This window comes from Hydrogenophaga sp. ANAO-22, assembly GCF_042466645.1.
In the GTDB taxonomy this organism is placed as follows: Bacteria; Pseudomonadota; Gammaproteobacteria; order Burkholderiales; family Burkholderiaceae_C; genus Hydrogenophaga.
This window is the reverse complement of record NZ_CP159956.1, coordinates 4,815,624-4,840,513: the sequence shown is the minus strand read 5'-3', so window position 1 is coordinate 4,840,513 and position 24,890 is coordinate 4,815,624. Positions and strand designations below refer to the sequence as shown.

22 protein-coding genes and 1 pseudogene are annotated in these 24,890 nt (G+C 65.1%); 16 read left to right on the top strand and 7 right to left on the bottom strand.

Annotated elements, in window-relative coordinates; genetic code table 11:
* Positions 1-2 precede the first annotated feature (2 nt).
* From ABSY19_RS23410 to ABSY19_RS23390, 5 genes are read right to left on the bottom strand one after another with little or no spacing between them, the layout of a single operon-like run.
* Positions 3-2,138 carry an acetate--CoA ligase family protein gene (locus ABSY19_RS23410; protein WP_308326646.1) on the bottom strand — a complete coding sequence of 712 codons (2,136 nt, stop codon included), beginning with the start codon at positions 2,136-2,138 and terminating at the stop codon, positions 3-5.
* 8 nt (positions 2,139-2,146) lie between these two features.
* A complete protein-coding gene (locus tag ABSY19_RS23405; RefSeq protein WP_308326647.1) occupies positions 2,147-2,938 on the bottom strand; it encodes a citryl-CoA lyase in 792 nt (263 codons plus the stop codon).
* A 24-nt stretch (positions 2,939-2,962) separates the two neighbouring features.
* Positions 2,963-3,457 (bottom strand): MaoC/PaaZ C-terminal domain-containing protein, encoded by a 495-nt coding sequence (locus tag ABSY19_RS23400; RefSeq protein ID WP_308326648.1) that lies wholly within the window; start codon positions 3,455-3,457, stop codon positions 2,963-2,965.
* Between the two features lie 10 nt (positions 3,458-3,467).
* Positions 3,468-4,616 carry an acyl-CoA dehydrogenase family protein gene (locus ABSY19_RS23395; protein WP_308326649.1) on the bottom strand — a complete coding sequence of 383 codons (1,149 nt, stop codon included), beginning with the start codon at positions 4,614-4,616 and terminating at the stop codon, positions 3,468-3,470.
* A gap of 21 nt (positions 4,617-4,637) precedes the next feature.
* Entirely contained in the window at positions 4,638-5,390 is a 753-nt protein-coding gene (locus ABSY19_RS23390; protein WP_308326650.1) for an SDR family NAD(P)-dependent oxidoreductase, read from the bottom strand.
* A gap of 296 nt (positions 5,391-5,686) precedes the next feature.
* Here ABSY19_RS23390 and ABSY19_RS23385 point away from each other — a divergent pair, with 296 nt between their 5' ends.
* The 3 genes from ABSY19_RS23385 to ABSY19_RS23375 all read left to right on the top strand — a co-directional run bounded on the left by ABSY19_RS23385 (position 5,687) and on the right by ABSY19_RS23375 (position 8,737).
* Positions 5,687-6,421, top strand: a complete 735-nt coding sequence (locus tag ABSY19_RS23385; protein ID WP_308326651.1) for an IclR family transcriptional regulator — start codon at positions 5,687-5,689, stop codon at positions 6,419-6,421.
* A gap of 6 nt (positions 6,422-6,427) precedes the next feature.
* Entirely contained in the window at positions 6,428-7,495 is a 1,068-nt protein-coding gene (locus ABSY19_RS23380) for a CaiB/BaiF CoA-transferase family protein (RefSeq protein ID WP_308326652.1), read from the top strand.
* Positions 7,496-7,708: 213 nt separating this feature from the next.
* Entirely contained in the window at positions 7,709-8,737 is a 1,029-nt protein-coding gene (locus ABSY19_RS23375) for an AraC family transcriptional regulator (RefSeq protein WP_308326653.1), read from the top strand.
* A 22-nt stretch (positions 8,738-8,759) separates the two neighbouring features.
* Here ABSY19_RS23375 and ABSY19_RS23370 read toward each other — a convergent pair whose 3' ends face one another.
* A complete protein-coding gene (locus ABSY19_RS23370) occupies positions 8,760-9,530 on the bottom strand; it encodes an SDR family NAD(P)-dependent oxidoreductase (protein WP_308326654.1) in 771 nt (256 codons plus the stop codon).
* A gap of 286 nt (positions 9,531-9,816) precedes the next feature.
* On the opposite strand from ABSY19_RS23370, the gene ABSY19_RS23365 reads away from it, so the two are divergent.
* From ABSY19_RS23365 to ABSY19_RS23305, 13 genes and pseudogenes are all read left to right on the top strand, one after another.
* Positions 9,817-10,848 (top strand): helix-turn-helix domain-containing protein, encoded by a 1,032-nt coding sequence (locus ABSY19_RS23365; protein ID WP_308326655.1) that lies wholly within the window; start codon positions 9,817-9,819, stop codon positions 10,846-10,848.
* Positions 10,849-10,996: 148 nt separating this feature from the next.
* Positions 10,997-12,142: an acyl-CoA dehydrogenase family protein gene (locus ABSY19_RS23360; protein WP_308326656.1), complete on the top strand. Its 1,146-nt coding sequence runs from the start codon at positions 10,997-10,999 to the stop codon at positions 12,140-12,142.
* On the top strand, positions 12,139-13,209 hold the full coding sequence (locus ABSY19_RS23355; RefSeq protein ID WP_308326657.1) for a CaiB/BaiF CoA-transferase family protein: 1,071 nt from the start codon (positions 12,139-12,141) through the stop codon (positions 13,207-13,209). The genes ABSY19_RS23360 and ABSY19_RS23355 overlap by 4 nt, the downstream gene beginning before the upstream one ends.
* Positions 13,206-14,873 (top strand): long-chain fatty acid--CoA ligase, encoded by a 1,668-nt coding sequence (locus ABSY19_RS23350; RefSeq protein ID WP_308326658.1) that lies wholly within the window; start codon positions 13,206-13,208, stop codon positions 14,871-14,873. Before ABSY19_RS23355 ends, ABSY19_RS23350 begins: the two co-directional genes overlap by 4 nt.
* Before the next feature lie 27 nt (positions 14,874-14,900).
* Positions 14,901-16,082, top strand: coding sequence for a thiolase family protein (locus ABSY19_RS23345; protein WP_291557878.1), 1,182 nt, complete (start codon positions 14,901-14,903; stop codon positions 16,080-16,082).
* On the top strand, positions 16,079-16,879 hold the full coding sequence (locus tag ABSY19_RS23340; protein WP_023123319.1) for an enoyl-CoA hydratase/isomerase family protein: 801 nt from the start codon (positions 16,079-16,081) through the stop codon (positions 16,877-16,879). Before ABSY19_RS23345 ends, ABSY19_RS23340 begins: the two co-directional genes overlap by 4 nt.
* A gap of 30 nt (positions 16,880-16,909) precedes the next feature.
* A pseudogene (locus ABSY19_RS23335) lies at positions 16,910-17,691 on the top strand (SDR family NAD(P)-dependent oxidoreductase).
* Positions 17,663-18,925 carry an ABC transporter substrate-binding protein gene (locus ABSY19_RS23330; RefSeq protein WP_382156358.1) on the top strand — a complete coding sequence of 421 codons (1,263 nt, stop codon included), beginning with the start codon at positions 17,663-17,665 and terminating at the stop codon, positions 18,923-18,925. Before ABSY19_RS23335 ends, ABSY19_RS23330 begins: the two are co-directional and overlap by 29 nt.
* Before the next feature lie 16 nt (positions 18,926-18,941).
* A complete protein-coding gene (locus tag ABSY19_RS23325; RefSeq protein WP_291557863.1) occupies positions 18,942-19,709 on the top strand; it encodes an ABC transporter ATP-binding protein in 768 nt (255 codons plus the stop codon).
* Positions 19,706-20,422: an ABC transporter ATP-binding protein gene (locus tag ABSY19_RS23320; protein WP_308326660.1), complete on the top strand. Its 717-nt coding sequence runs from the start codon at positions 19,706-19,708 to the stop codon at positions 20,420-20,422. Before ABSY19_RS23325 ends, ABSY19_RS23320 begins: the two co-directional genes overlap by 4 nt.
* Before the next feature lie 17 nt (positions 20,423-20,439).
* Positions 20,440-21,312 carry a branched-chain amino acid ABC transporter permease gene (locus tag ABSY19_RS23315; protein ID WP_308326661.1) on the top strand — a complete coding sequence of 291 codons (873 nt, stop codon included), beginning with the start codon at positions 20,440-20,442 and terminating at the stop codon, positions 21,310-21,312.
* Positions 21,313-21,323: 11 nt separating this feature from the next.
* Positions 21,324-22,319 carry a branched-chain amino acid ABC transporter permease gene (locus ABSY19_RS23310; protein ID WP_308326662.1) on the top strand — a complete coding sequence of 332 codons (996 nt, stop codon included), beginning with the start codon at positions 21,324-21,326 and terminating at the stop codon, positions 22,317-22,319.
* A 9-nt stretch (positions 22,320-22,328) separates the two neighbouring features.
* Positions 22,329-22,634 (top strand): hypothetical protein, encoded by a 306-nt coding sequence (locus ABSY19_RS23305; RefSeq protein WP_308326663.1) that lies wholly within the window; start codon positions 22,329-22,331, stop codon positions 22,632-22,634.
* Here ABSY19_RS23305 and ABSY19_RS23300 read toward each other — a convergent pair.
* Positions 22,627-24,609, bottom strand: coding sequence for a relaxase/mobilization nuclease and DUF3363 domain-containing protein (locus ABSY19_RS23300; protein WP_308326664.1), 1,983 nt, complete (start codon positions 24,607-24,609; stop codon positions 22,627-22,629). The two genes, ABSY19_RS23305 and ABSY19_RS23300, sit on opposite strands and share 8 nt — an antisense overlap.
* Between the last annotated feature and the right edge of the window lie 281 nt (positions 24,610-24,890).

The window sequence follows — 24,890 nt, the reverse complement described above, 5'->3', positions numbered from 1 at the left end:
AATCAGGGGGCCGGTTGCGCTGTGATGAGAACGGCGTCGAGCGCCATCACGCCTGCAGCGCTGACGATCACGGGATTCAGATCCATTTCCTGGATACGATGATTCCCTTGGACGACAAAATTCGAGACAGCCACCAACATCTTTTCGAGCGCCGCGATGTCGGTGGCGGGGCTGCCACGGAAGCCTTTGAGCAGCTCGTGGCAGCGAGTTTCGCGGATCATTTCTGCGGCATCGCGAGGTGTGATCGGTAGCAGGCGGCGGCTCACGTCCTTGAATAGCTCGACGTATATGCCGCCAAGCCCAAAGGTCAGGATGGGGCCAAACAAGGGATCACAGTGGACGCCAATGAAGGTCTCTACGCCCTGCTTGAGATCAGCCATCTGCTCGATCAACAGGCCGTCGATGTCCGCCTGCGGGCAAGCCTTTTGCGCGCTGGCCATGATCGAGTCCCAGGCCGCACGCACTTCTGCTTCGGTCCGCAAGCCAACCATCACCCCACCAATGTCGGACTTGTGCAGGATGTCGGCACTGGCGATCTTGGCGACCACAGCGCCACCGATTTCAGCTGCGATTACCACCGCTTGCTGCGCATTGCGCGCCACGCGCCCAAAGGGCACACGCACGCCTGCACCCGCGAGCAGCGCCTTGCCTTCGGATTCCCCGTAGACCTTGCGCACGCCTTGCTCCGCGTGATGCTTCTCGGTGCAGATAGCGGGAAGCCAGTCCGCATCGAAGCCACGCTGACGTTTACTGAAGTTGTTCCAGCACTGCAGCGCTTTGATGGCTTTGCCTAGGCTACGCACGGGCACCAAGCCGCCCGCAACCATGATCTGGAAGCCCTCGCCTAGCCGGTCGCTGAGCCAAACTGGCATGATCGGTGTATCGACTTGGGCCTGCACCTTGACCATGTTCTCGGCGGCTGCACGCGTGGTCGCGCCGTACTCCATCGGGATCGGGTACAGCACCACATCCACATTGGGATCGCGTGCCACGGCGAGCAAAGAACCAAAGCTGATCTCGGGGTTGACCAGTATCTCGGCCGTGGTGTCTACCGGATTGTCAAAGGCCGCATACGACGGCAGTAACTCGCGCAGCTTCGCGCCCGTGGCCGGATCGAACTCGGCCAGTGCGAGACCCGCCAGGCCGAGCATGTCGGCCGCTAGCGCCACTGTGCCGCCCGAAAAGGAATAGACCGCCACGCGCGCATCCTTCTTTGGCACGCCGCGCGCCAGCAAAGCGGCGGTGTCGATCAATTCGTCGATGTCATCGACTTCGATGATGCCCAATTGCCTGAAGGCTGTGCTGTTGATCTCGGCGGTGCCCGATAGCGCCGCCGTGTGCGATTGCGTGGCCTTGATTCCGTATTCCGATTTGCCGACCTTGAGCGCCACAATGGGCTTGCCGTGCGCGGCAGCCTTCAGCGCCGCTTGCGCGAAACGCGGCGGGTCGTTGATGCCTTCGAGCAGGGTGACGATGACCCTGATCTCGGGCATCGAGACCATGTGGTGGATGTAGTCGCTCACGGTGAGATCCGCCTCATTGCCGCTGGAGCACCACAGCCCGATGCCCACGCCGCGATCACATGCCTGCAGGAAGGTGCGCCCCAATCCGCCGCCTTGCGTCACCAGGCCGATCGGCCCGGTCATGCGGTCATGCTCGAAGGACGGGGAAAAGGTGAAACCCAAGCCCTTGTTGGTGTTTGTCAGACCGGGGCAATTCGGCCCGTAGATGCGGATTCCCGTTTCACCGGGAATCTGACGCATGCGTGCTTCCAGGCGCTTGCCCTCTTCGCCCGCCTCGCCGAAGCCCGAGGTCAGCACCACGGCAAAACGGATGCCCTTTTTGCCGCAGGCTTCGAGGACATCGTTGGCGACATTGGCAGGTACGGCGACCACAGCGAGATCGGGCGCATAGGGAAGGTCTTCGACACGGCGGTAGCTGCGCCGGCCCATGACCTCGTCCTTGGTGGCGTTGACCAGGAACAACTCACCCTGGAATTTCGAGTGCTCGATAAGGTTGGTCAGCGCGCGCTGGCCCAGGCTTGCCGGCCGGTCGGAAGCTCCGACCACGACCACCGAGCGCGGCTCCATCAGCAAATCCAAGTTCTGGAACATCATGCCTTGCGTTTCGTCCTTCATGGCACACCTCACTCAGCGCCGCGGCGCTTGCCCGGGATTTCATTGCGCGGGTCCTGCTCCAGGACGAGATCCCACAGTTGCTGTCCGATGGGGTTTTGGCGCTCTTCGTAGAGGTGGCCGATCAGGCCCGCCGCGCGGCCAACAAGCATGAAGCCGCGTGCCAGCAGGGGGTCCAGCCCCATGTCGCCGATGATCGAGCCGATGGCGCCGACCGCATTCATCGGCAAGTTCTTGCTCATCTCGTCGCGGAACACGCGCTCGATGGCGTACATCAGGCGCCAGTGCTTGCCAAAGCAGCCGTTGTCGCGCGAGACAGCGGCCAGGGTCGGAATGCGCGGGTCACCGTGGATGTGGATGGGATGCCCCACGCCGTAGATGGGCTGCTTTTTCTCGCGTGCGTGGCGGATGGTTTCGCGCGCGCAGGCGACAAATGCATCATCGCCGTCTTCGTCCTTCAGGTCGCGTGCCGCGTTGATGAGCAGTTCGGCCGCATTCTGCGTCGTGCCCAGGAAGACGCTGCCCGCGCCGAGCAGTCCGGCGGCCACGGCGGCCTGCATGGCCTCGGGTGCGCCGAGGTAGGTCAGGCGCGCGCTCATCGCGCTGGGCGTCAGGCCGTGGTCGCACGCGGTCACGAGGATGAGATTGATCATCTTCTTCTCACGCTCGTCGGGCATGCGGCCCAGGATGGCCAGCATCATCATGTCTACGAAGTCCACCTGGCCCAGCAGTTCCTTGGCCAGGTCTTTTTCGCGCACGGTGATCTTGTCAATGGTGGTGTAGCCGATTTCGGTACGGATCATGTTCAGCCTCTTGTTGAAGAAAACTCAGGTAACCCGGCGCGCAACCATCATGGTTGCATCGCACTCGCAGACGGCTTCGCCATGCTGGTTGAATGCCTGCCGACGGAAGACGACGATGCCGCGCGCGGGGTTGGACGTTGGCTTGCAACTCGCAACTTCGATGCGGCCATGCAGGGTGTCGCCGATCAGCGTCGGCTTGGGAAAGCGGTACGTCATCTCCAGCAGGCCGATGAGCGACGGCTCCAGCAGTTGATTGATGACGGTGCGCGTGTTCAAGCCCGAGAGAATCGAGGCCACCAACATGCCGTGCGCGATGCGCGTGCCCCAGGGCGACTGAGCGGCGTACTGTGTATCGACGTGCAGGCGGTTGTAGTCAGCGCTTAGCGCGGCGAAGCCCACCACGTCCGCCTCGGTGACGGTGCGGCTTGATGTCTCGAAGCTCAGGCCCGGCTCCAGGTCTTCCCAGTGGTAGCGCAACGAGGCAATGGCTTGGGGCGCTGGAAGGGTGCTCGTGTCCATGCGTCTTCCCTCAGGCAATCGCCGACATGCCCAGCACTTCGCGCCCGACGATCAGCGTCTGGATCTCCGCTGTACCTTCGGGAATCACTCCCCCAGCGGTATCGCGGAAGATGCGCTCCAGCGGGTATTCGGTCGAATAGCCGATGCCGCCATGCACTGCGATGGCCATCTTGGCCACTTCGTGCGCAGCCTCTGCGGCATAGAGCTTGGCCAGCGAGCACTCAATGCGCGAGGGAAGGCCGTTTTCCATCGACATCGCCGCCTTGTAGCCCAGGGCGCGCGCTGCTTCGGTACGCACCAGCATGTCCACGATGTGCTTTTGCACCAGTTGGAACTGCCCGATGGGCTTGCCGAACTGCTTACGGGTCTTGGCGTATTCCACCGACAGGTCGAGCGCAGCCTGCGCCGCACCCACCGCACCCATGGCGATGTTCAGGCGCCCGTAGTTCAGGCCGATGGCAACATTCTTGAGCGCTGAGCCTGGGGTGCCCAGCAATGCGGACTTGGGCAGCTTGATGCCGTCCAGGAACAGTTCGGATGTGCCCGAAGCCTTGAGCACCATCTTGTCAACCAGGCGCGCCTCGACCGGCGTCTGCGCCTTGTCGATCAGGAACAGCGACAGGCCGCCCTCTCCCTCAGCTGCCTGCAGCCGGGCCATCACGATCAGGAAATCAGCCGCCTTGCCATTGGTGATCCACAGCTTGGTGCCGCTCAGGAGGTAGTGGTCTCCCTTGTTCTCGGCACGGGCCTCGATGCCCGCGGGGTTCGAGCCATGGTTGGGCTCGCTGAAAGCCACGGCGGTCGCTTTTTTCGACGCGAGCACCGGCTCAAGGAAATGCGTCTTCTGCTCAGGCGTTCCCAGCCCGTTGACCAGGCGCATGAAGATGTTGGTGGTGTTGACGATGGTGCGCAACGCGCCCCAGCAGTAACCCGCCTCCTCGATCAGCATGGCCCACGTCACGAAGTCCAAGCCCAGGCCACCGGCATCCTCGGGCAGCATGCCGCCGATGTAGCCAAACTCGCTCAGGCCCGCGAGCAGATCCAGCGGAATGTGTTTTTCCTTTTCGCACTCGGCGATACGCGGGCTCACCACGTTGCGCAGGTAGCGGCGGACGCTGTCACGCAGCGCAATCTGGTCGGAAGTGAAGTCGAAGTTCATCGTGTTGGTTGCTCACGGTCATCAAGAAGAAAAGCGCCCGCCTGTCACGTACAGCGTCACGCCGGTGATGTAGCGCGCCCGTTCCGAGGCCATGAAGGTCACGGCGGAGGCAATGTCGTCGGGGGCGCCCAGGAAGCCCACGGGGTTCTTGGCCAGCGCAAGCTCGCGCAGCTTGGGGTAGCCGGGGTTGGCCTGCATCAGTTCGGTTTCGACGAAGCCTGGAGCCACCGCATTGACGGTGATGCCGAACTTGGCCTGCTCCAGCGACAAGGCGCGTGTGAAGCCGATCAAGCCCATCTTGGCCGCGCTGTAGTTGGTCTGGCCGGGGTTGCCGAAGACCGAGCGCGAGGAGATGTTGACGATGCGCCCCCACTGGCGCTCCATCATCCCGGGCAGCACGGCGCGGCTGCAATGAAACGCGCCCTTAAGCACCACGTCCACCACCGAATCCCACTCGGTCTCGGCCATCTTGGTGAGATAGCGGTCCTTGTTGAAGCCTGCGTTGTTGACCAGGATGTCCACGGCGCCGAACGCCTCGACGCCCGCAGCCGCCATATCGCGCACCTCGGCCTTGTCGGTCACGTTGCAGCGCACACCGATGGCCTGACCGCCTTGGGCCCGGATTTCGCCCGCAACCGCCTCGGCCGCCACGAGGTCGATGTCGGACACCACCAGCTTCACTCCTTCGGCCGCCAGGGCGCGCGCCGTTTCGGCACCGATGCCCCGGGCACCGCCCGTAACCACCGCGACACGACCTCTGATTCCCAAGTTCATCTTCTCACCTTTCTACGAAATACCGTAATCAACTGCGACCTATTGTATTTTTTGGATTTATCGAAATAATAGGGGTTTTCCCTTAAAAATCCGATGCAACACTAACCACTCTCTAGTCAGGCATGCCTTCCCAGAGGGGGAAAGACCCTCAAGCCTTCCTGTAGCCCTATCGATAAGCCACCTCTGCATAGCCAAGAGCACACAACTAGAATTTCAAAGAATCGGTGCGAACTACGGAATTTCGTAGGAAAATTGCGTGCACCATGCCAAATTTCGTACCTGCATCGGCCCGCACCATGGCCGTCTTCGACATGTTCGCGATGGAAAAGCGCGACCTTTCCAACTCCGAGATCGCCCGCCTGCTCAACCTGCCCGAGAGCAGTTGCTCGGACTTGCTGCACACGCTGCACGAGGAGGGCTACCTCATGCGGACCGCGCGGACGCGGCGCTTCTATCCCACCGGGCGCTTGCACCAGATCGCGCTCGAGATCGCGCACAACGACCCGCTGCTGCGTGCCGGCACGGAGGCGGCAGACTTGTTGGCCGAGGCCACGGGCGAGACATCCTTCGTCGGCCGGCTCGACAACGGCACCGTGCGCGCGGTCGCCGTCCAGCAAGGCAAGCACCCGCTGCGCTACGTGCTCAATGTGGGCGAGCGCATCGCACTCCATACCTCAGCCATGGGCAAAGCCCTGCTGGGCACGCAGACTCCTGAGGAAATCGCGCGACAGTTGCGCCTCAAGCCGCTGCGCAAGATCACCGACAGCACCGTCACCGATCCCTACGCCATTGCGGCGGAAGTCGCCGAAAGCCGTCTGCGCGGCTGGTATCAGACCCACAGCGAAGGCGGCGAGGGCATGGATGCGCTAGCCATCTCCGGCATGCTGGGCAAGGAGCCCCTGGCCATCAGCCTGGCGGGGCCACCCGATCGCCTGGCCAAGAACCATGACCGCTATCTGCAGGCTCTGCGCAAAGTCGGCGCGATGACTTTCGGCACTGCCGAGCCTCCCTCTTCCTTGTCTGACGGCTGACCGCCCATGTCCACTTCTTCCTCACTGCCCTTGCACGGCCTTCGCGTGCTTGATTTTTCCGAGCTGCTGCCTGGTCCCTTCTTCACGCAAAACCTGGTCGAACTGGGCGCCCACGTGATCAAGATCGAGCGCCCGCCACACGGCGACAATGCCCGCAAAATCGCACCGGGCCTGTTCGCCTCGGTCAACCGGGGCAAGCACAGCCTCATGGTGGACCTCAAGAATCCGCAACAAGCCGAGGCGCTTCGCCAGCAAGTGCCCGACGCCGACGTGGTGGTCGAAGGCTTCCGCCCCGGTGTCATGAAGCGGCTGGGCTTCAGCTATGAGGCGCTGGCCGCGCTGAATTCACGCATCGTCTATGTTTCTCTCAGCGGCTATGGTCAACACGGGCCCCTGGCGCAGATGCCGGGCCACGACATCAACTATCTGGCTGCCGCAGGCGTACTCGCGCTCTCGGGCAGCGATGCGGTCCATCCCGACCATGGCGCGGGCATTCCGCTGGCGGACCTGTGTGGCGCCATGTATGCGCTGTCGAGCACGCTGGCGGCGCTGCTGCAACGCCAGCGCACGGGCCAGGGCCAATATCTGGACGTCTCTCTCACCGACTGTGCCGCGCACTGGATGAATCCGCGCCTGGGCCACTTCCACGAGGCAGGGCTGTCATCGGTGCGCGAGCAGCGTGAGGACATCCTGGCCAAGCCTGCTTATGGCGTCTTTGAAACCGCCGATGGCGTACTGATCTCGCTGGGCGCGCTCGAAGACCACTTCTGGGCGCGGCTCGTGGAGGTGCTGGGCTTGGAAGATTTGCGCGGCCCTGACTATGCAAGCCATGCAGCGCGCACGCGCCGGGCTGCGCAAATCAATGCCGCCATTGCGCAACGCATCACCACGCAGGAATCCACGGTCTTGCTCGCACGCTTGCATGGCGCCGACGTGCCTGTAGCACCCGTCGTGCCACCCAGCGCGCTTGCGTCCAGCCAGCACTGCCAGCAACGCGGACTTTTTGGGAATGGATATGAAGGGAAAGAGCCTGCCTTCGTGCGCTATCCCGTGCGTGTGCAGGGGATGCCATAGCGTTGATAGTGCGAGCATCTGCTACGCGACATAGGCGTTGGTTCGCCATTTGTCATATTGACCGTCGCGCAGTTGCCCGCGACATGCACAGCGCCGATCGGCGTGGGCACCAGCGCAAGATGATCGTGGGCATAGCGACGTTCCATCGGTTTGCGGGCCGTTTTCTTAGTGTAATTTCGGATTCAGCGCCAGCTATCGTTGTTCCATTTGACCATGTTGAAACCCGTCGTCACTGTTCCTGTTTTTGCCGTGCATGGCCTGCTCGACGGCGCGCGCAGCAAAGGACTGGCCACCGAGTCCTGGCTGGATGGCGTTCTGGCGCAGGCCCGCATCGCCGAGTCGCTTCTGCATCTGGAGCAGTCGCGTGTGACCATAGAGCAATACATCGCACTCTTCAGTGCCGTGAAGAACAGCTTGGACGACGAATGCCTAGGCTATCTACACGGTCGGCCGTTGCGCTGCGGCAGCTTTGCGCTGATGGCTCGCTCTACGCTCGGGGCCAGGACGCTGGCAGCCGCCTTGCAGCGCGTGAGTGCATCCTTCGCCCTGCTGCAGGACGACGTGGCGCTCGTGCCCGTCTCTGATGGCTTGCTCAAGGGTGCTGCTCTGGACGTGCGCCGCGCCCCGGGCAAACATTCAGACTTCCTGCACGGGCTGCTGTTGCGCGTCTTCTGGCGTCTGCTGGTATGGCTGCACGGCGGCCGGCTGGTGCCCAGAGGGTTCGATTTTGCCTTCGAGCCACCGCCGCGTGCCGCAGACTATGCCCAAATCTTCTCGGGCACGTTGCGGTTCGGGCAGGCGCGGTCGGCGGTCTGGTTCGAGGCATCCGCATTCACGCAGCCGATGCGCCGTGACACCGCCGCGCTCCAGACCTTTTTGCGTGCCACACCGGGCAACCTGATCGGCCCGCGCCTAATCGAGCGGACAGCCAGCGCGCGGGTGCGCGCGCTATTGCAGCAAGCGTGCCCGGAGTGGCCCGATCTGACTGTCGCCGCGCAGCGCTTGCACATGTCGGTCAGCGCACTGCAGCGGCATCTGGCCGTGGAGGGCAAGTCCTTTCAAGTGCTGAAGGACGAGTTACGGCGCGACATGGCGATCGTTCGGTTGACCAGCACCGATGCCGCGCTGAGCGCCATCGCCGCCGAGTTGGGGTTCGCCGACGGCACCGCCTTCCAGCGGGCCTTCAAGTCATGGACCGGCAGCACGCCAGGCGCCTATCGTTCGCGTACCCAAAAGACGTAGCGCTGCTTCGACGCGGTCGCACTCAAAGCGACGAGCACAGATGCCCGCCATCCACTGGCACGCAGGCGCCGGTCATCCACGACCCAGCCTCGGTCGCGAACAGCAAGAACAGACCGTTGAGGTCCTCCGGCTTACCCAGACGGCGCATCGGGATGCGCTTGATAAGCGCCTTGCCATAGTCGGTCTCCCACATGGCATCGGTCATCTCGGTGCCGATGTAGCCCGGCTCGATGGCATTGACGCGAATGCCGTGGCGTGACCATTCGAGCGCCAGGCTCTTGGTCATGTGCACGACTGCAGCCTTGGACGTGGCATACAGCATGGAACCCGGCATCACGCGCTCGCCCAGGATCGATGCGATGTTGATGATTGAGCCTCCCCGCCCCGCATCCACCCAGCGCTGCGCGGCACGCGCGGCCACCAGCCACACGCCGCGCACGTTGGTCTTCATCAGCGAGTCGAAGTCGGACGCAGGCAGCGTGAGCGACAAGGCGTCGTTGGAAGCCCCGGCGTTGTTAACCACCACGTCGAGGATGGTGCCCGAGGCGTCTATCTCGGCGAAGGCGTCGTCGATGGACTGCTCGGAAGCCACATCCATTTCCAGCACCGTGACCTGAGGCGAACCGAGCTTTTCGAGCTCCTGGGCGAGCTTGTCGAGCCGCGCCTTGCGCCGCGCCCCAATCACTACCTTGGCCTTGCAACCAGCAGCCAGCCGAGCGAAGTTCTCGCCCAAGCCCGACGAGGCCCCCGTGACCAGCACCCGCTTGCCTGCCAGCATTGCACCCAGATCCATCATCGTCTCCTTGCATCTTCAGTTCGCCGTCGATGCCGGGAGGTTAGCGCAGGGCCGCTCGGTTGCGGGGTTGCCTCGCTCCCCCATCCGTCGAAAGAGGTGCCTTGTCAGTTGATCGAGACCATCCGTCATTGCCGCGCCAAGCACCGCTGCCTACGATTTCCTGTATGCCTTGGGCACCCTGAGCGCCGCACGAAAGCACGCCACGGTGTCGACGCTCCGGTCCCGATGGGCTGCGGCGTCCGGGGGCAGATTCAGGAGACGACAAGTGCTGCAACAGTCACCCATGGAATGGTCCATCGACCATGCGCCCATCGAGGGCAGGATAGATGCGACGGAAGCGATCCTCAAGGACTCCTTCCAGCGCTGGAGTCTTTCCTCCCCGGCGAAGCCTGCTGCATTCCAGGCGAAGTTGCGGCGACACGAACTCGCCGGAGCCTCCTTGGTATGCACCGTGACCGGTCCTTGTGCCGACCAGTCTCCTCCTGGACATTCGCCATTCGACGATGAGTTCTGCCTGGGGCTGCAGCTGAACCTGAGCGGCCGAGTGCAGCTGCAGCAGTGGGACACGCCATTCTGCGAGGGCGACATGTTCCTCTGGCGTACCGATCAGCGGCAAGACTATGAGGTGCTGGAACGAACCCACAGCGTGTCGTTGATGATTCCCTGGCAGCTCATGCGCGAGCATCTACCGGGCCGCAAGCAGCCGCCCGCAGCCTGCCGCATTGACAGCCACACAGGCGTGGGCTCACTGCTCAGCCAACACCTGATGGGGCTGGCCAAGCAGATCGGCGCCGTGCCGCCCTCCGCCCACGTCGCCCTTTGCCGCACGGTGATCGGGCTTCTGGACATTGCGCTGCCAGAGCCGGAGAGCGCCACTCGATTCACGGCCATGGCCGCGTTGCGCGAACGAGTACTGGCCTACATCGCCCAGCATTTTCAAGAGGATGACCTGAGTCCGGCACGCATTGCCGCGGCGCACGGCATTTCACTGCGTTACCTTCATGCGCTGTTTGCGCAGGGCGATACCACGGTGGTCGGCCACATCCTGGAAAGCCGATTGCAAGCGTGCTGGCGGACACTCGTTGACCCGGTCTGCCGGCATCTGCAGGTCTCGGCGATCGCCTTTCACTGGGGCTTCAACTCCACCAGCCATTTCTGCCGCGCATTCAAACAACGCTTTGGAGTGTCGCCCAGCGATGCACGCGGCATGACTGCTCACGGCTCCGCCATCGGGCCGGTCGAGTCAGCCGGGTTTTCCCTTGCACACGCAAAGTCAACTCGCCATGCACTGGCGGGCAAGACGCGCACGGGCTGAATGCCGACCATATGCCCTGGACAGACTGAGAACGCAGAGATTCGACGCTTCGCCCGCCCCGTTGTGGCTATGCGGGCATGACCCGGGGCCGCATCGCTGGCCAAGTTTTCAAACCTTCATCGTACAAACCTTCTGAGGAGCCGCTCCCATGCTGCCGCAATTGCACCGTCAACCCTGGATGGACAGCGACATCGAGACCTTTCGCGACCAAATTCGCCGCTACATCGCCGCCGAGATGGCTCCGAAGCTGCCCGGCTGGCGCGAGCAGGGCTACGTCCCGCGCGAAACCTGGCGGCCCTTCGGCGAAATGGGCTTCATGCTGCCCGAAATGCCCGAAGCCTACGGCGGCACCGGGGCCAGCATTGCCTACCAGTTGGTGGTACAGGATGAGTTGACCAGAGCGGAAATGCCCAACAACGTCCAGGTGCACAGCATCGCTTCGCACTACATCATGGACTACGGCACCGAGGAGCAGAAGCAGCGTTGGCTGCCCAAGTTGAGCAGCGGCGAGATGCTGGTCGGCATCGCGATGACCGAGCCTGGCTGCGGCACGGACCTCAAGGCCATCGCCACCCGCGCGCGCCGCGATGGCGATCACTACGTGATCGATGGCGCCAAGACCTTCATCACCAACGGCTATACCTGCAATCTTCTGATCGTGGTCGCACGCACCGGCGAGGCGGGCAGCCGAGGCCTGTCGCTGATCGTGCTGGAGACTGAGAGCTTGCCAGGGTTCCGCGTGGGTCGCCTACTCGACAAGATCGGCCTGCATGCGTCGGACACCGCCGAACTCTTCTTCGACGGGGTGCGCGTGCCGGTCGATCAACTTCTGGGAGGCGTCGAAGGGCATGGTTTCAAGCAACTGATGGGCCAGTTGCCCTACGAGCGCATGTCCATCGCCGTGCCGGCAGCGGCCATCATCGACCGGGCCCTGGAACTCACCATTGAATACACGAAGGAGCGCAAGATCTTCGGCGCGCCCATGTTCGAGATGCAGACCACGCGCCACAAGCTGGCTGAGATCGCCACCATCGCCCACGTGGTGCGCACCTTCGTCAATGACTGCACCCAGCGGCTGCTGGACGGAACGCTCGACGCCGAAGCCGCGTACATGGCCAAGTGGTGGTGCAGCGAGCAGCAGTGCCGCGTGGTGGACGAGTGCCTGCAGATGTTCGGCGGCTACGGCTATATGTCCGAATACCCGATCGCGCGCATGTACACCGCCTCGCGTGTGCAAAAGATCTACGGTGGCGCGAACGAGGTCATGAAGGAACTGATTGCGAGGAAGCTGTGAACGCCCCGCACACGCTGCAAAGGCCACTGCACGGCGTCCGTGTGGTGGAGTTCGAAGGGATCGGGCCGGGCCCGCTGGCCGCCATGATGCTGGCCGACATGGGTGCCGAGGTGATTGCGCTGACACGGGCCGAGCAGGCCGCTGGGGCGCAGCCGCTGGGTGGCGCGGCAGCCAATCCGCTGCACCGTGGCAAGACGGTCGAGGTCACCGACCTGAAATCGCCCGGCGGCAAAGCGCACGCCCTGGAGCTGATCGCCCAGTCCGACGTCTTGATCGAGGGTTATCGCCCGGGTGTGATGGAACGGCTGGGGTTCGGCCCCGCCGAATGCGCGGCGCGCAACCCCAGGCTGGTCTATGGCCGGATGACGGGCTGGGGCCAGGACGGCCCGCTCTCCCGGGCCGCTGGTCACGACCTGAACTACGTCGCGTTGACGGGCCTGCTGTCGCTGTCGGCGCGCAAGGGGCAGGCGCCCATCGTGCCGCCCTCGGTACTTGGGGACGCGGCCGGGGCGCTGGGCATGGCCTTCGGTGTCGCCTGCGCGCTGGTGGATGCGCGCGCCACCGGCCGTGGCCGGGTCGTGGACGCCGCCATAGTCGACATCGTGGCCATGATGGGCACGCTGGTGCACTGGATTCGCGCCAATGGGCAGATCGATGGCGCGCAGCCGAGTCCGTTTCACGATTCGCCATTCTATGACGTGTATGCCTGCGCAGACGGTGGCTTCATCAGCCTCGCGGCGGTGGAGCCCGCATTCCACGCACTGCTGCTGTCAAAGCTGGGCCTGGCGGACGTGAACCCTGCTGACCAGTACGACACGGCGACGTGGCCAGCGCTGAAGGAGCGCATCGCGGCCCTCATTCGCAGCAGGCCCCGGGCGCACTGGTGCGAGTTGCTCGAAGGCAGTGACGCCTGCTTTGCGCCCGTGCTCAGCCTGGCCGAGGCAGTGCGGCATCCGCACAACGCGGCAAGGGGCATCTACCAATCCACCCCCTCCGGCGCCATCGAAGCGGCTCCGGCCCCGCGGTTCCAGGCACTCAACGCAACCACTCAGGAGACAAGAAAATGACCAACACCGCCCAGCCCATCCGCGGCTGCCCGTCCACCACGGGCAACGAATGCCAGCTCAACACCACGACGCTGATCCGACACGCTGCGCGCACCCACGGGGACCAGGAGATCGTCTACCGCACACCCGATGGCGGCTGGGATCGCTACACCTATGCCGACTGCTACGCGCGCGTCTGCCGCAGCGCCAATGCACTGCGCGCACTCGGCGTCGAGCCGGGCGACCGGGTCGGCATCCTGGACTGGAACAGCCGGCGCCACTTCGAGCTGTACTGGTCCATCCCCGGCCTGGGCGCGGTCATGCTGCAGATGAACCTGCGCCTGGGCGCCGAGGACCTGGGCTACGTGGTCGGCCACAGCAAGGTGTCTTACGTTTGCGTGGACGAGTCCTTGCTGCCGATCGCCGAATCCGTCGCAGCGAACTCGCCCCAGATCAAGGGCTGGATCGTCATGACCGACAAGCCGCTGGACCAGATCAAGACCACGCTGAAACCGCTGCTGCACTACGAAGACCTGCTGGCCGCCGCCGACGCCAAGATCGACTGGCCCGAGATCGACGAAACCTCGGCTTACAGCGCCTGCTACACCACCGGCACCACGGGCAAACCCAAGGGCGTGTACTACTCGCACCGCGGCATCTACCTGCACTCCACGGGCATGGCCACCAACATGGGCATGACGCTGGACGACTGCGTCATGCTCATCACGCCCATGTTCCACGGGCAGTGCTGGGGCCTGCCGCAGGCCGCCACGCTGCTGGCCGACAAGATCGTGCTGCCGGGACGCTACGCTGCCGAGGACACCAAGCCGCTGGTCGACACCATGATTGCCGAGGGAGTGACCATCACCAACGGCGCACCGGCCATCTTCCAACCGATGCTGCAGTACATCGAGACGCTGCCGGTCAAGCCGGACTTCAGCCGCATGCGCATGCTGTCCGGCGCGAGCGAGCCGCCGCTGTCGATGATGATCGGCTTCCACGAACTCACGGGTGCCGAGGTGGTGCACGGCTACGGCGCCACCGAAGCCACGACGCTGGTGACCGTCAACCGCCTCAAGCCCACGTTGAGGAAGCGCTTGACCCAGGACGAGCGGTGGAATCTCAAGCGCAAGCAGGGCCTGGTCCTGACCGGCGTGGACATCCGCATCCTCGATGCCAACGACCAGGATCTGCCGCACGACGGCCAGTCGGCCGGCGAGATTTGCCTGCGCGGCCCCTGGATCACGACCAGCTACCACGACATGCCCGATTCCGGCGATCGCTTCCTGGAGGGCGGCTGGTGGCGCTCGGGCGATGTCGGCACGGTGGACGAGAACGGCTACCTCAAGGTCACCGACCGCATCAAGGACGTGATCAAGAGCGGTGGTGAATGGATCTCTTCCATCGACATGGAAAACCTGCTCATGGGCCACCCGGCCGTGCGCGACGCTGCGGTGGTCGGCATTCCTCATGCGAAGTGGCAGGAACGGCCGCTCGCCCTGGTTGTGCTGAAGCCCGGCCAGCAGGCGACCCAGGAACAACTGCAGGAGCACCTGACCAGCGCCTTCGCCAAGTGGCAGTTGCCCGATCAGGTCCTGTTCGTCGAAGCCATCCCCAAGACCAGCGTCGGCAAGCTCGACAAGAAGCGCATACGCGCCGAGCACGTGGGCCGCTACACCGAGTGAGCCAACCTTTTGCTACAGGAGAACAACATGAATGATCATGAACCCGTCATCGTTGGTGCACTGCGCACCCCCGTGGGCAAGCGCGGCGGACGCTTGCATAAATGGCATCCCGTCGACCTGATGGCCGAGACGCTGCGCCAGTTGGTCGAGCAATCCGGCATCAACCCGGCGGATCTGGACGACGTGATCGTCGGCTGCGTGCTGCAGTGGGACCAGCAGCACGGCAACCTGGGGAGGCATGCCGTGTTGGCGGCGGGGCTGCCCGAATCCGTCCCGGCAGTGACGGTCGATCGGCAATGCGGCTCTGGCCAGCAGGCGGTGAGCTTTGCCGTGCATGGTATCCAGGCGGGCGCCTACCAGTTGGCCATCGGCGGGGGGGTGGAGTCGATGTCGCAGGCGCCGCTGCCGCCGTCGTTCAAGCCCGGCGCGCCGCTCGGCTCGCAATACAGTCCGCGCGAGCTGGCGCGCTACCAGGACAACCCGCTGATACCGCAAGGCGTTTCGTCGGAGTTGCTGAACACGCGCTTCGGTCTTACGCGTGAGACCCTGGATGCCTCTGCCGTGCGCAGCCATCGGCGCGCCACCGAGGCGATGCAGGCCGGCCGCATCAAAGATCAGCTGGTGCAGCTGACCGAGGATCCGGCCGACCCGAACAGCCCGATCGTCGCTGCCGACGAGGGCGTGCGCGCCAACCCCGACCCCGAGAAGATGGCCACGCTCAAGCCGGCGTTTGCCGCCAACGGCACCACCACCGCCGGCAACTCGTCGCAGGTCAGCGATGGTGCCGCCGCGCTGCTGATCGCCAGCCGCGCTTATGCCAAGCAGCACGGCCTGAAGCCGCGTGCGCGCTTCGTCAGCACCGCCGTGGCCGCCGCCGATCCGGTGATCCAGTTCACCGCCGTGCTCGATTCCACCCGCAAGGCACTGAAGGAAGCGGGCCTGAGCATCAACGACATCGATCTGTTCGAGGTCAACGAGGCCTTCGGCGGCGTGCCGCTCATGTTCCAGCAGGAATTCGGCGTCCCGGACGACCGCCTCAACGTCAATGGCGGCTCGATGGCCATCGGCCATCCGCTGGGCTCCACCGGCGCGCGGATGCTCACCGACCTGCTGTACGAGCTGGAGCGCCGGGGTGGTCGCTATGGCCTGCAGACCATTTGCGAGGCCTCGGGCACGGCCAACACCACCATCATCGAGCGGCTGGCATGAGCGGGGCCAACATGAGCGAATCCAGCGAAGTGCTCGTCAGCCGCGAAGGCGCCATCGTCACCTTGACCATCAACCGCCCCCGTGCGAAGAACAGCTTGAACCGCGCGGTATTCGATGGCCTGCGCGCGCAGCTTGCGCAACTGCGCGACGACGATGCCGTGCGAGCCGTCATCATCACCGGCGCCGAGGGCGTGTTTTGCGCCGGAGCTGACATCACGGCGTTCGAGGTGCTGCGCGCCGCGCCGCTGCTGGGTGATCGCGCAGCGACGGGCTGGGACTTCTTTTCGGAACTGGGGAGCTTCCCCAAGCCCGTCATTGCGGCGGTGGAAAAGGTCGCGCTGGGCGGCGGCATGGAACTGGCGCTGGCCTGCGACATCGTGATCGCCGGCGAGTCAGCCAAGTTCGGCGTGCCGGAAGTCAAGCTGGGTGCCATTCCCGGTGCTGGCGGCACCCAGCGCCTGATCCATGCCATCGGCAAGTCCAAGGCGATGGCTCTGCTGCTGACCGGCGATTTCATCGACGCCCGCAAGGCCTGCGACGTCGGCATCGTCGCCGAAGTGACTGCTGACGGCCAGGCCCTGCCGACGGCGTTGGCGATGGCCAGCCGGATTGCGGCCAATTCGCCGCTGGCCGTGGCGCTCGCGAAAGATGCGGCCTTGGCCAGCTTTGAAACTCCACTCGCGCAGGGCCTGGAGCATGAGAAGCGCAATTTCTTCGTCGTTTTGCGTTCGGCCGACAACCTGGAAGGGCAAGCGGCATTCCTGGACAAGCGTGCCCCCAACTTCACTGGCCAATAACGCCTGTCTGTCATCTATCAAGGAAAAACCATGAAACTGAATTCCGACATTTCTGCCGTCATCACCGGGGGGCTTCCGGTCTGGGAGCTGCCACGGCCCGGCTCTTGGCCAGCCACGGCGTCAAAGTCGCCATCTTCGACATGAACGAAGCCGTCGGCCAGGCGTTGGCAAGCGAGCTTGGCGGCGTTTACTGCAATGTGGACGTGACGTCCGAGGAGCAGGTGGACGCAGCCTTCGCCAAGGCCCGCGCCGCGATCGGGCAGGAACGCGTTCTGGTCAACTGCGCCGGCACGGCCGACGCCGTCAAGACTGTCAGCCGCGACCGGAAAACGGGTGAGATCCGCCCGAGTGCGGTGGATCGCTTCAATCGCATCGTGCAGATCAACCTGGTGGGTACGTTCCGCTGCATTGCCAAGTCGACGGCGGGCATGCTGGCGCTGGAACCGCTGGCCGACGGCGACCGCGGCGTCGTGGTCAACACCGCTTCGGCCGCCGCAGTGGACGGCCAGGTCGGCCAGGCCAGCTACGCCGCCAGCAAGGCCGCCGTTATGGGCATGACCTTGCCGATCGCGCGCGACCTGATGGACGAAGGCGTTCGCGTCAACACCATCCTGCCGGGGATCTTCGGCACGCCCTTGCTGCTGGCCCTGCCGGACAACGTCAAGCAGGCGCTGGCGGCCAGCGTGCCCTTTCCCAAGCGTTTGGGCGACCCCGATGAATTCGCGCAGGCCGTCGAGTTTCTGGTCACTTGCGGCTACATGAACGCCGAGTCCATCCGCGTGGATGGTGCCCTTCGCATGGCGCCGCGCTGACGCATCAATTCACCTGACCCATCCAACCACCACAGGAGACATCATGCAGAAAAGACAATTCATCACCATGCTTTCCGGCGCCATGCTGGCGGGCGTTTCTGGTCTGACCCGCGCGCAGGGCGCGGGCACCCCAGGCGTGACGGACAGCGAAATCAAGATCGGCTCGACCCTGCCGCTCAGCGGCCCGGCCGCAGGCTATGGCGCCGTCGGCAAGGCCATGTCTGCATGGTTTGATCTGGTCAACGCCGAGGGCGGCGTGAATGGGCGCAAGCTCAAGCTGGTGCTGGCCGACGATGGCTACAGCCCGCCGAAAACCCTGGAGCAAGTGCGCCGCCTGGTGGAGCGCGAGCAGGTGGCTTTCATCGCGGGTCAGATAGGCTCGTCCACCGGGCTGGCGACGCGTAGCTATCTCAACAACGCCAAAGTACCGCAGCTCTTTGTTTCGTCCGGTGCCGCCACGTGGTTGGACGATGCGGCCAAGTTCCCCTGGAGCATGGGCTGGCTGCCCCTGTACACCGACGAAGGGCGCATTCTGGCCAGGCACATCCTGCAGACGCGGCCGAACGCGAAGATCGCCATGTTCTACCAGAACGACGATGCCGGCAAGGATGTGCTGCGCGGCATGAAGGAGGTTCTGGCCGCCGCCGGAAAGCCGCTCGTGCGCGAAGAATCGCACGAGGTGTCCGATCCGACGGTGGACTCGCAGATCGTCTCCATGCAGGCCTCGGGCGCGGACGTGCTGGTAGCTTGGGGTTCGCCCAAAGCCACCCTCCAGTCGCTGCGCAAGGCCCATGACATCGGCTGGCGGCCGACGATCTACATCAACCCGAGTGCGTCTTCGGTGCCCATGGTGCTGACCCCGGTGGGGCTGGACAAGGTCAAGGGCGTCATGAGCGCCGCGTTCGTCAAGGATCCGGGCGACCTGACCTGGAAGGACGACCCCGGGTTCCAGGCCTGGCATGCCTTCATGGACAAATACAACAAAGGCGCGGCCAAGGAGTACCTCACCGTGCTCGGTGCTTGCCTTGGGCAAGTGACAGTGCAGTTGCTCAAGCAGTGCGGCAACGACCTCTCGCGCGAGAACATCCTGCGGCAGGCGCGCCGCCTGGACATGGAGTTGCCCATGATGCTGCCGGGCCTGCGTGTCAAGACCAGCGACGCCCGCCCTCACCCGATACCGGACATGCGCATCCAGCAGTTCGATGGCACGAGCTGGAAGGTGATGTCGTCCTGACGGGTCGAGCGCAGCGATGGAACCCATTCTTTCCGTACGCGATCTGACGATCCGCTTTGGCGGCGTCGTTGCGCTGGACGCCTTCTCGATGGACGTGCCTGAGGGCAGCATCTTCGGCCTGATCGGGCCGAACGGGGCCGGCAAGACGACCTGCTTCAACTGCATCAGCGGCCTGTACCGGCCCACACGCGGCAGCGTGCGCTTCGGCCACGCTGAACTGACACGCCTGCCGCGCCACGGCGTCGCCCGGCTGGGCCTCAGCCGTACCTTCCAGAACGTGGCGCTCTACCCGTCGCTCACGGTGCGCGAGAACGTGATGGTGGGCGCGCACGCGCGGCTGCCGGTGTCGATGCTGGGTGCCGCGCTGCGCTCGCGCGCCGTCCGTGCCGCCGAGGAAGAAATCGCACACTCGGCCGACGCGGCCCTGGCCACGCTGCGGCTGTCTGCGTATGCGGACCGGGGCGTGGCGGAACTGCCAGTGGGCATCCAGCACCGCGTGGAAATCGCGCGGGCGCTGGTGACGCAGCCCAAGCTGCTGCTGCTCGACGAACCTGCCGCTGGCCTCACCGCTGGCGAGGTCGATGAACTGCGCGAGGTGCTGCTGCGCCTGCATGAAGAGTTGAAGTTGAGCATGGTGGTCGTGGAACACAACATGCGCTTCGTGATGAAGACCTGCTCCGACCTCGCGGTGCTGAGCTTTGGCCGCAAGCTCGCCCAGGGCTCGCCCGAGGAAGTGGCCAACAACGACGCCGTGCTCGATGCCTATCTGGGAGGTGTGCTGTGACCCAACGGCTTGAAATCCGCAACCTCGCGGTGGCCTATGGCCGCACGGCGGTGGTGCATGGCATCGACCTGCACGTTCAGGCGGGCGAAATGGTGGCGCTGCTCGGCGCCAACGGCGCGGGCAAGACCTCCATCCTGCGCGCCATCAGCCACCAGCAGGTGACGGCCACGGGCACGCTGCGCTTCGAGGGCCAGGACATCATCGACATGGCCGCGCCCGCCATCGCCTCGCTGGGCATCGCCCACGTGCCCGAGGGGCGCGGCACCTTCGGCGACCTGACGGTGCTGGAGAACCTGCGCGTGGGCGCCATCCACCGCCGCGACAAGGACGGCATCGAGCAGGACATCGCCCGCATGCAGACGCTGTTCCCCAAGCTGTCCAGCCGCGCGAAGCAGGCGGCGGGCACGCTCAGCGGCGGCGAGCAGCAGATGCTGGCCATCGCCCGCGCGCTGATGATGCGCCCCAAGATGCTGCTGCTGGACGAGCCCTCGTTCGGCATCGCGCCGCGCGTGACGCAGGAGATCTACGAACTCCTGCACCAGTTGCGCGAAACCGAGCACCTCACGGCCCTCATCGTGGAGCAGAACGCCCAGGTTGCGCTGAACCTGGTCAACCGGGCCTATGTGCTCGAAAGCGGACGCATCACCGCCCAGGGCACCGCTGCCGAGCTGCGCGAAGACGACGCCGTGCGCCGCAGCTACCTCGGCCACTGAACAAACAAAGGTTCACCATGCAAGCATTTCTTCACCAGATAGCTTCGGGCCTGGCGGCGGGCGGCATCTATGCCAGCTTGGCCATCGCGCTCGTGCTCATCTACCGCTGCACTTCGTCCGTCAATTTCGCGCAGGGCGAACTGGCGATGTTTTCCACCTACATGAGCTGGGCGCTGGTTCAGGCTGGCGCGTCGTGGTGGGTAGCCTTCGCCGTCGTGGTCGTGGGTGCGTTCCTGCTCGGGCTGGCGCTGGAGCGGGTCATCTTCCAGCCCCTGCGGCACAAGCCGGTGCTCTCGGTCGTGGCGGCCAGCATCGCGCTGCTCATCATCCTCAACAGCCTGGTCGGCTGGCTGTTCGGACATGAGATGCAGGAGTTCGCCACGCCGTTCGGTGGTGTTCTCCGCCGTGCCGAGCCCTTTCTCTCGGCCCATGAGGTCGGCGTTCTGCTCGTCACCCTTGCCGAGCTGGCGGCGGTGTTCGTGTTCTTCCGCTTCACCCGCTTCGGCCTGGCGATGCGCGCGGTGGCGGTGAACGCGCCGTCGGCAGAGCTGGTGGGCATCAGCACCAACAAGGTGCTGGCCGTGGGCTGGGGCCTTGCGGCGGTGGCCGGTGCCGTGGCAGGGCTGATGGCCGCGCCCATCGTGTTCCTGGAGCCGTCGATGATGATGGGGCCGCTGATCTATGCACTGGCGGGCGCGCTGCTGGGCGGCATTGCCAGCCCCGTGGGTGCCGTGGCCGGGGGCTTCGCCATCGGGGTGCTGGAGAACCTGCTGGGCGCCTATGTGGTCGGCAACGACCTGAAGCTGACCTGCATCATGTTGCTGATCATCGCCATGCTGGTCTTGCGGCCCGCCGGCATCTTCGGCAAGACGGTTCAGGTGAGGGTGTGAGCATGAATACCATGAACGCCCCACTCAACATCCGCCCGGCGGCATCGCCCACCTGGTTGCGCTGGACGGCCTCGGTGGTCGGGCTCGCGCTGCTGGCCTGGTCCTTTAGTTGGCAAAGTTATCCGTTGTACGTGATGACGCAGGTGCTGATCTATGGCATCGCCATCATGGGCCTGAACCTGCTCACCGGCTACACGGGCCAGATCTCGCTCGGCCACAGCGCCTTCTTCGCCATCGGTGCCTATACCGCGGCGGTGCTCTCGCATCACCTGGGCTGGCCGTTCTACGTGGGCGTGCCGGTGGCGGCGCTGTTGTGCTTCGTGGCGGGTTTCCTCTTCGGCTTCCCGGCGCTGCGGCTGCCCATGCTTTATCTGGCGCTGTCCACCTTCGCGGTGGCGGTCGTGACACCGCAGGCGCTCAAGTGGAAAAAGATCGAGTGGCTGACCGGCGGCGTGGCGGGGATCGTCCTGGAAAAACCTGTGTTCCCAGGGGTGCTGGCCGACCGGGCGGACTGGGCCATCATGGCCTGCGTTGCGGCCTGCGCGCTCTGCGCCTTCCTGCTGGCGCGGCGGATTCTCGGCTCGCAGTTCGGCCGCCTGGTGGACGCCTCGCGCGACCAGCCGCTCGCGGCGGCGGCGGGCGGGCTCGACATCACCGCCCTGCGCACGCAGATGTTCGGCCTCAGCGCGGCGTTCACCGGCCTGGCCGGTGCCCTGAGCGTGGTGGCGGGCCAGTTCGTCGCGCCCGAGAACTTTCCCTTCCTGCTCTCGGTGTCCCTGCTGGTGGGCAGCTTCGTGGGCGGGGTGCGGAGCCTGTGGGGCGCCTTCCTGGGGGCTGCTTTCATCGTGCTTACGCCCAACCTGGCCGAGAGCGTGTCGCAATCCGCCCCGTGGATGATTTTCGGCTTCGCACTGCTCGCAATGGTCTTCCTGGCCCCAAATGGCTTGAGCGGCTGGATCACCAGCCTCTGGCGCAGGCGTGCAAATTCCTCATCCGCCCAGTCTTAGACGCTTTCCATGCAGCCCGTCTTCGTCGCTGGCACGGGCATGACCCGTTTCGGCAAGCACATTGACTGCGGTCTCAAATCGCTCGCCGCCGAGGCGATTGGCGAAGCCATTGCCAATGCAGGCATCACCCCGTCCCAACTGCAGGCGGCCCACATGGGCAACGCCGCTGCTGGTGTCATGGCCGACCAGGTGCTGATCCCCGGACAGGTGGCGCTGCGCGGCATGGGCATCGGGCGCATTCCGGTCGTCAACATCGAGAACGCTTGTAGACGCATCCTTGCAGTGGGTGCTCGATATGCTGCTGGCTTCAGATAACAGATAAGCCCTGTTGCCGTCGGATTTGCCAGGATACGCGGCCGTCATGTACCTGCGCAGAAATCGGCATACCGAGTCGTTGTTCGATGACAGGCCTCCATGGCACCAGGCTGAACCCCATGCCGTCATCGAGCATGGCGTAGCGTCCGCTGGCCAGCATGACGCTGCGGCGGTAGATACCCGCCACGCGCTGGCCATCGGCCACGGGCCGGTGCTCCAGGCCAGTTTCGGCGGCCAAGTCCTTCGCGGCATGCGCTACATCCCGGCTGCGCAGCATTGCCAGCAGATTGCGCGCCAGGATGACGCGTTGGCCGCGCCGCTCGGCCAGCCCCTGTTCGGCCAGGAAGTCGGTGCGCTGCTGCATTGCCTGCTTGGCCTCGCCGCCAAAGCCCAGGTCGCCCAGGCCAGAGCCGCCGCCGATCAACTGCTGGTCAAGCCAGGTGGCCCCGATCACGCGGGCCTGCCGCTCGATGGGCAGGTGCGATTTCAGCTCCACGGCCACGCCGCCCAGGCGCTGCGCGTCGTAGCGACGGCCCTGATCGGGCAGGTCGCCCGGCACCTTCCATAGCCCTTCGGCCACGCGCTCCACGATGCCTGCCCGGCGCAGGGCTTCCAAGCGCCGGACGTGGGCCGCGACGACTTCCTGCGGATCGCGGCCCGGTACGGCCTGGCCCTGCGCGATAGCAAGGTGGTGGTCGGTGCGGTACAGGCCATCGCTCGCCAGCACGGCGATGTTCTTGTCGGCCGCGCGCACGTCGGCCGATCCCTTCACCTCCACCACGGCGCCGGTGGGATAGTTCGCCAGCTCGTCGCGGGTGTTGAGCACGACGTAGTGGGCCTTGCCGTCCACCCCGTCGATGACCAGATAGCCGCGGTCGCGCAGCTCGTCGGCCAGCCCCTTCGCGGCTACGCGGCCGAGAATGGTTCGGCCATCGTCGCCCGGCTCGAACACCGCCAGTTCGCGCGGCTCGCCGCGCATGGCACCCTGCATGGTGCGGATGATGTCGCCACGCTCGCCCAGGGCGCGCAGGGTCTTCTCGGCATCGGCATGGACGGCCCAGGTGCCCGGCTGCGTCTCGTCGGCCAGCCCCAGGCGCTGCAAGCGTTGCAGGCGGCCGATCAGCAGCAGGCGTTGGCGTTGCAGCTTCGGTTCGTTGAAGCGTTCGATCTGCACCCGGCCGTCTTCGCCGGCCTCGCGTTGCAGCGTACGATCCAGGCTCGTCCACCGCTCCTGCTCCACCTCGCGTTGCAAGGTCTGCTGGATCTCCAGTTCGGTGCGCAGCCCCAGCCATTCGGTCGCCAGTTCAGCGGCACGATGGCGGAATCCATCAGCGATGTAGTCGCCGGCGATGATGAGGTCTTTGCCGGTGTCGTCGCGCCCGCGCACGATCAAATGCGTGTGGGGGTTGTCGGTGTTCCAGTGATCCACCGCCACCCAATCCAGCCACGTGCCCAAGTCAGCTTCCATGCGGTTCATCAGATGCCGCGTGTAGGTGCGCAGGTCGTCCAGTTCGGCCCCGTCCTCGGGCGAGACGATGAAGCGGAAATGGTGCCGGTCGTCGGCACAGCGTTCCTTGAAGGCTTCGAGGTCGGCGTCGTCGGCCTGCGGCCCGTAAGCCCGGCCCGGCTCGCCATCGCGGCCGACGCCGTCGCGTTCGATGTAACGCAAATGCTTGGCGAGCGATTGCGGGCTGGCTTGGCGCTGGTTGAGCAGCAGCGTCTTGATGGTCACGCGCCGCGACATGGGCGTCAGCTTCGCGCCTGCGAAGCGTGCCGCCGTATGCCCGCGCCCCAGGCGCGAGCCGGGCCGCTGGCCAGCGCGTGCGCTGCCGCCGCCGGCTGCGGTACGGCGCACCGAGGACTTGCCGCCACTGGCCTTGCCCGCCTGCTTGAGCACCTTGGAGACGAAGCCCTGGCCCCGGTTCTTCGGGGCGCCGGGGCGGATGCGGAAATCATCGTCGCTGCGGTCGGTCATGGCCGCGCTTCCTGCAAGCTCTGGCGTGTCCGGTCGTGCGAAGCACGCGGACAGGCCTGCATTGGCGCGGGCCTCGCGCACCGCGCGGCACGGCGGTGAAGCCGCTGCGTGCCGCGCCACCCCCACGTGCAGACAGGCTTTGTGGGCGGCTGGGTGCCGCACCCTTTTGTCTTGCCTTCCGCATTTGCCCCTCGCTCCCGCTCCGGGCCTCGGCGGCCCGGCGGCGCTGCTGCCCCAGCAGCCAGCCCGCCGGCGAACGTGCCGATGGCCGCAGGCCAGGC

Coding starts and splice junctions, on each gene's coding strand:
- ABSY19_RS23365 (WP_308326655.1), top strand. CDS start 9,817: ATGGAATGGTCCATCGACCATGCGCCCATCGAGGGCAGGATAGATGCG.
- ABSY19_RS23315 (WP_308326661.1), top strand. CDS start 20,440: ATGCAAGCATTTCTTCACCAGATAGCTTCGGGCCTGGCGGCGGGCGGC.
- ABSY19_RS23300 (WP_308326664.1), bottom strand. CDS start 24,609: ATGACCGACCGCAGCGACGATGATTTCCGCATCCGCCCCGGCGCCCCG.
- ABSY19_RS23410 (WP_308326646.1), bottom strand. CDS start 2,138: ATGAAGGACGAAACGCAAGGCATGATGTTCCAGAACTTGGATTTGCTG.
- ABSY19_RS23405 (WP_308326647.1), bottom strand. CDS start 2,938: ATGATCCGTACCGAAATCGGCTACACCACCATTGACAAGATCACCGTG.
- ABSY19_RS23345 (WP_291557878.1), top strand. CDS start 14,901: ATGAATGATCATGAACCCGTCATCGTTGGTGCACTGCGCACCCCCGTG.
- ABSY19_RS23350 (WP_308326658.1), top strand. CDS start 13,206: ATGACCAACACCGCCCAGCCCATCCGCGGCTGCCCGTCCACCACGGGC.
- ABSY19_RS23340 (WP_023123319.1), top strand. CDS start 16,079: ATGAGCGGGGCCAACATGAGCGAATCCAGCGAAGTGCTCGTCAGCCGC.
- ABSY19_RS23380 (WP_308326652.1), top strand. CDS start 6,428: ATGTCCACTTCTTCCTCACTGCCCTTGCACGGCCTTCGCGTGCTTGAT.
- ABSY19_RS23325 (WP_291557863.1), top strand. CDS start 18,942: ATGGAACCCATTCTTTCCGTACGCGATCTGACGATCCGCTTTGGCGGC.
- ABSY19_RS23395 (WP_308326649.1), bottom strand. CDS start 4,616: ATGAACTTCGACTTCACTTCCGACCAGATTGCGCTGCGTGACAGCGTC.
- ABSY19_RS23390 (WP_308326650.1), bottom strand. CDS start 5,390: ATGAACTTGGGAATCAGAGGTCGTGTCGCGGTGGTTACGGGCGGTGCC.
- ABSY19_RS23400 (WP_308326648.1), bottom strand. CDS start 3,457: ATGGACACGAGCACCCTTCCAGCGCCCCAAGCCATTGCCTCGTTGCGC.
- ABSY19_RS23385 (WP_308326651.1), top strand. CDS start 5,687: ATGGCCGTCTTCGACATGTTCGCGATGGAAAAGCGCGACCTTTCCAAC.
- ABSY19_RS23370 (WP_308326654.1), bottom strand. CDS start 9,530: ATGGATCTGGGTGCAATGCTGGCAGGCAAGCGGGTGCTGGTCACGGGG.
- ABSY19_RS23375 (WP_308326653.1), top strand. CDS start 7,709: ATGTTGAAACCCGTCGTCACTGTTCCTGTTTTTGCCGTGCATGGCCTG.
- ABSY19_RS23305 (WP_308326663.1), top strand. CDS start 22,329: ATGCAGCCCGTCTTCGTCGCTGGCACGGGCATGACCCGTTTCGGCAAG.
- ABSY19_RS23360 (WP_308326656.1), top strand. CDS start 10,997: ATGCTGCCGCAATTGCACCGTCAACCCTGGATGGACAGCGACATCGAG.
- ABSY19_RS23330 (WP_382156358.1), top strand. CDS start 17,663: ATGGTGCCCTTCGCATGGCGCCGCGCTGACGCATCAATTCACCTGACC.
- ABSY19_RS23310 (WP_308326662.1), top strand. CDS start 21,324: ATGAACGCCCCACTCAACATCCGCCCGGCGGCATCGCCCACCTGGTTG.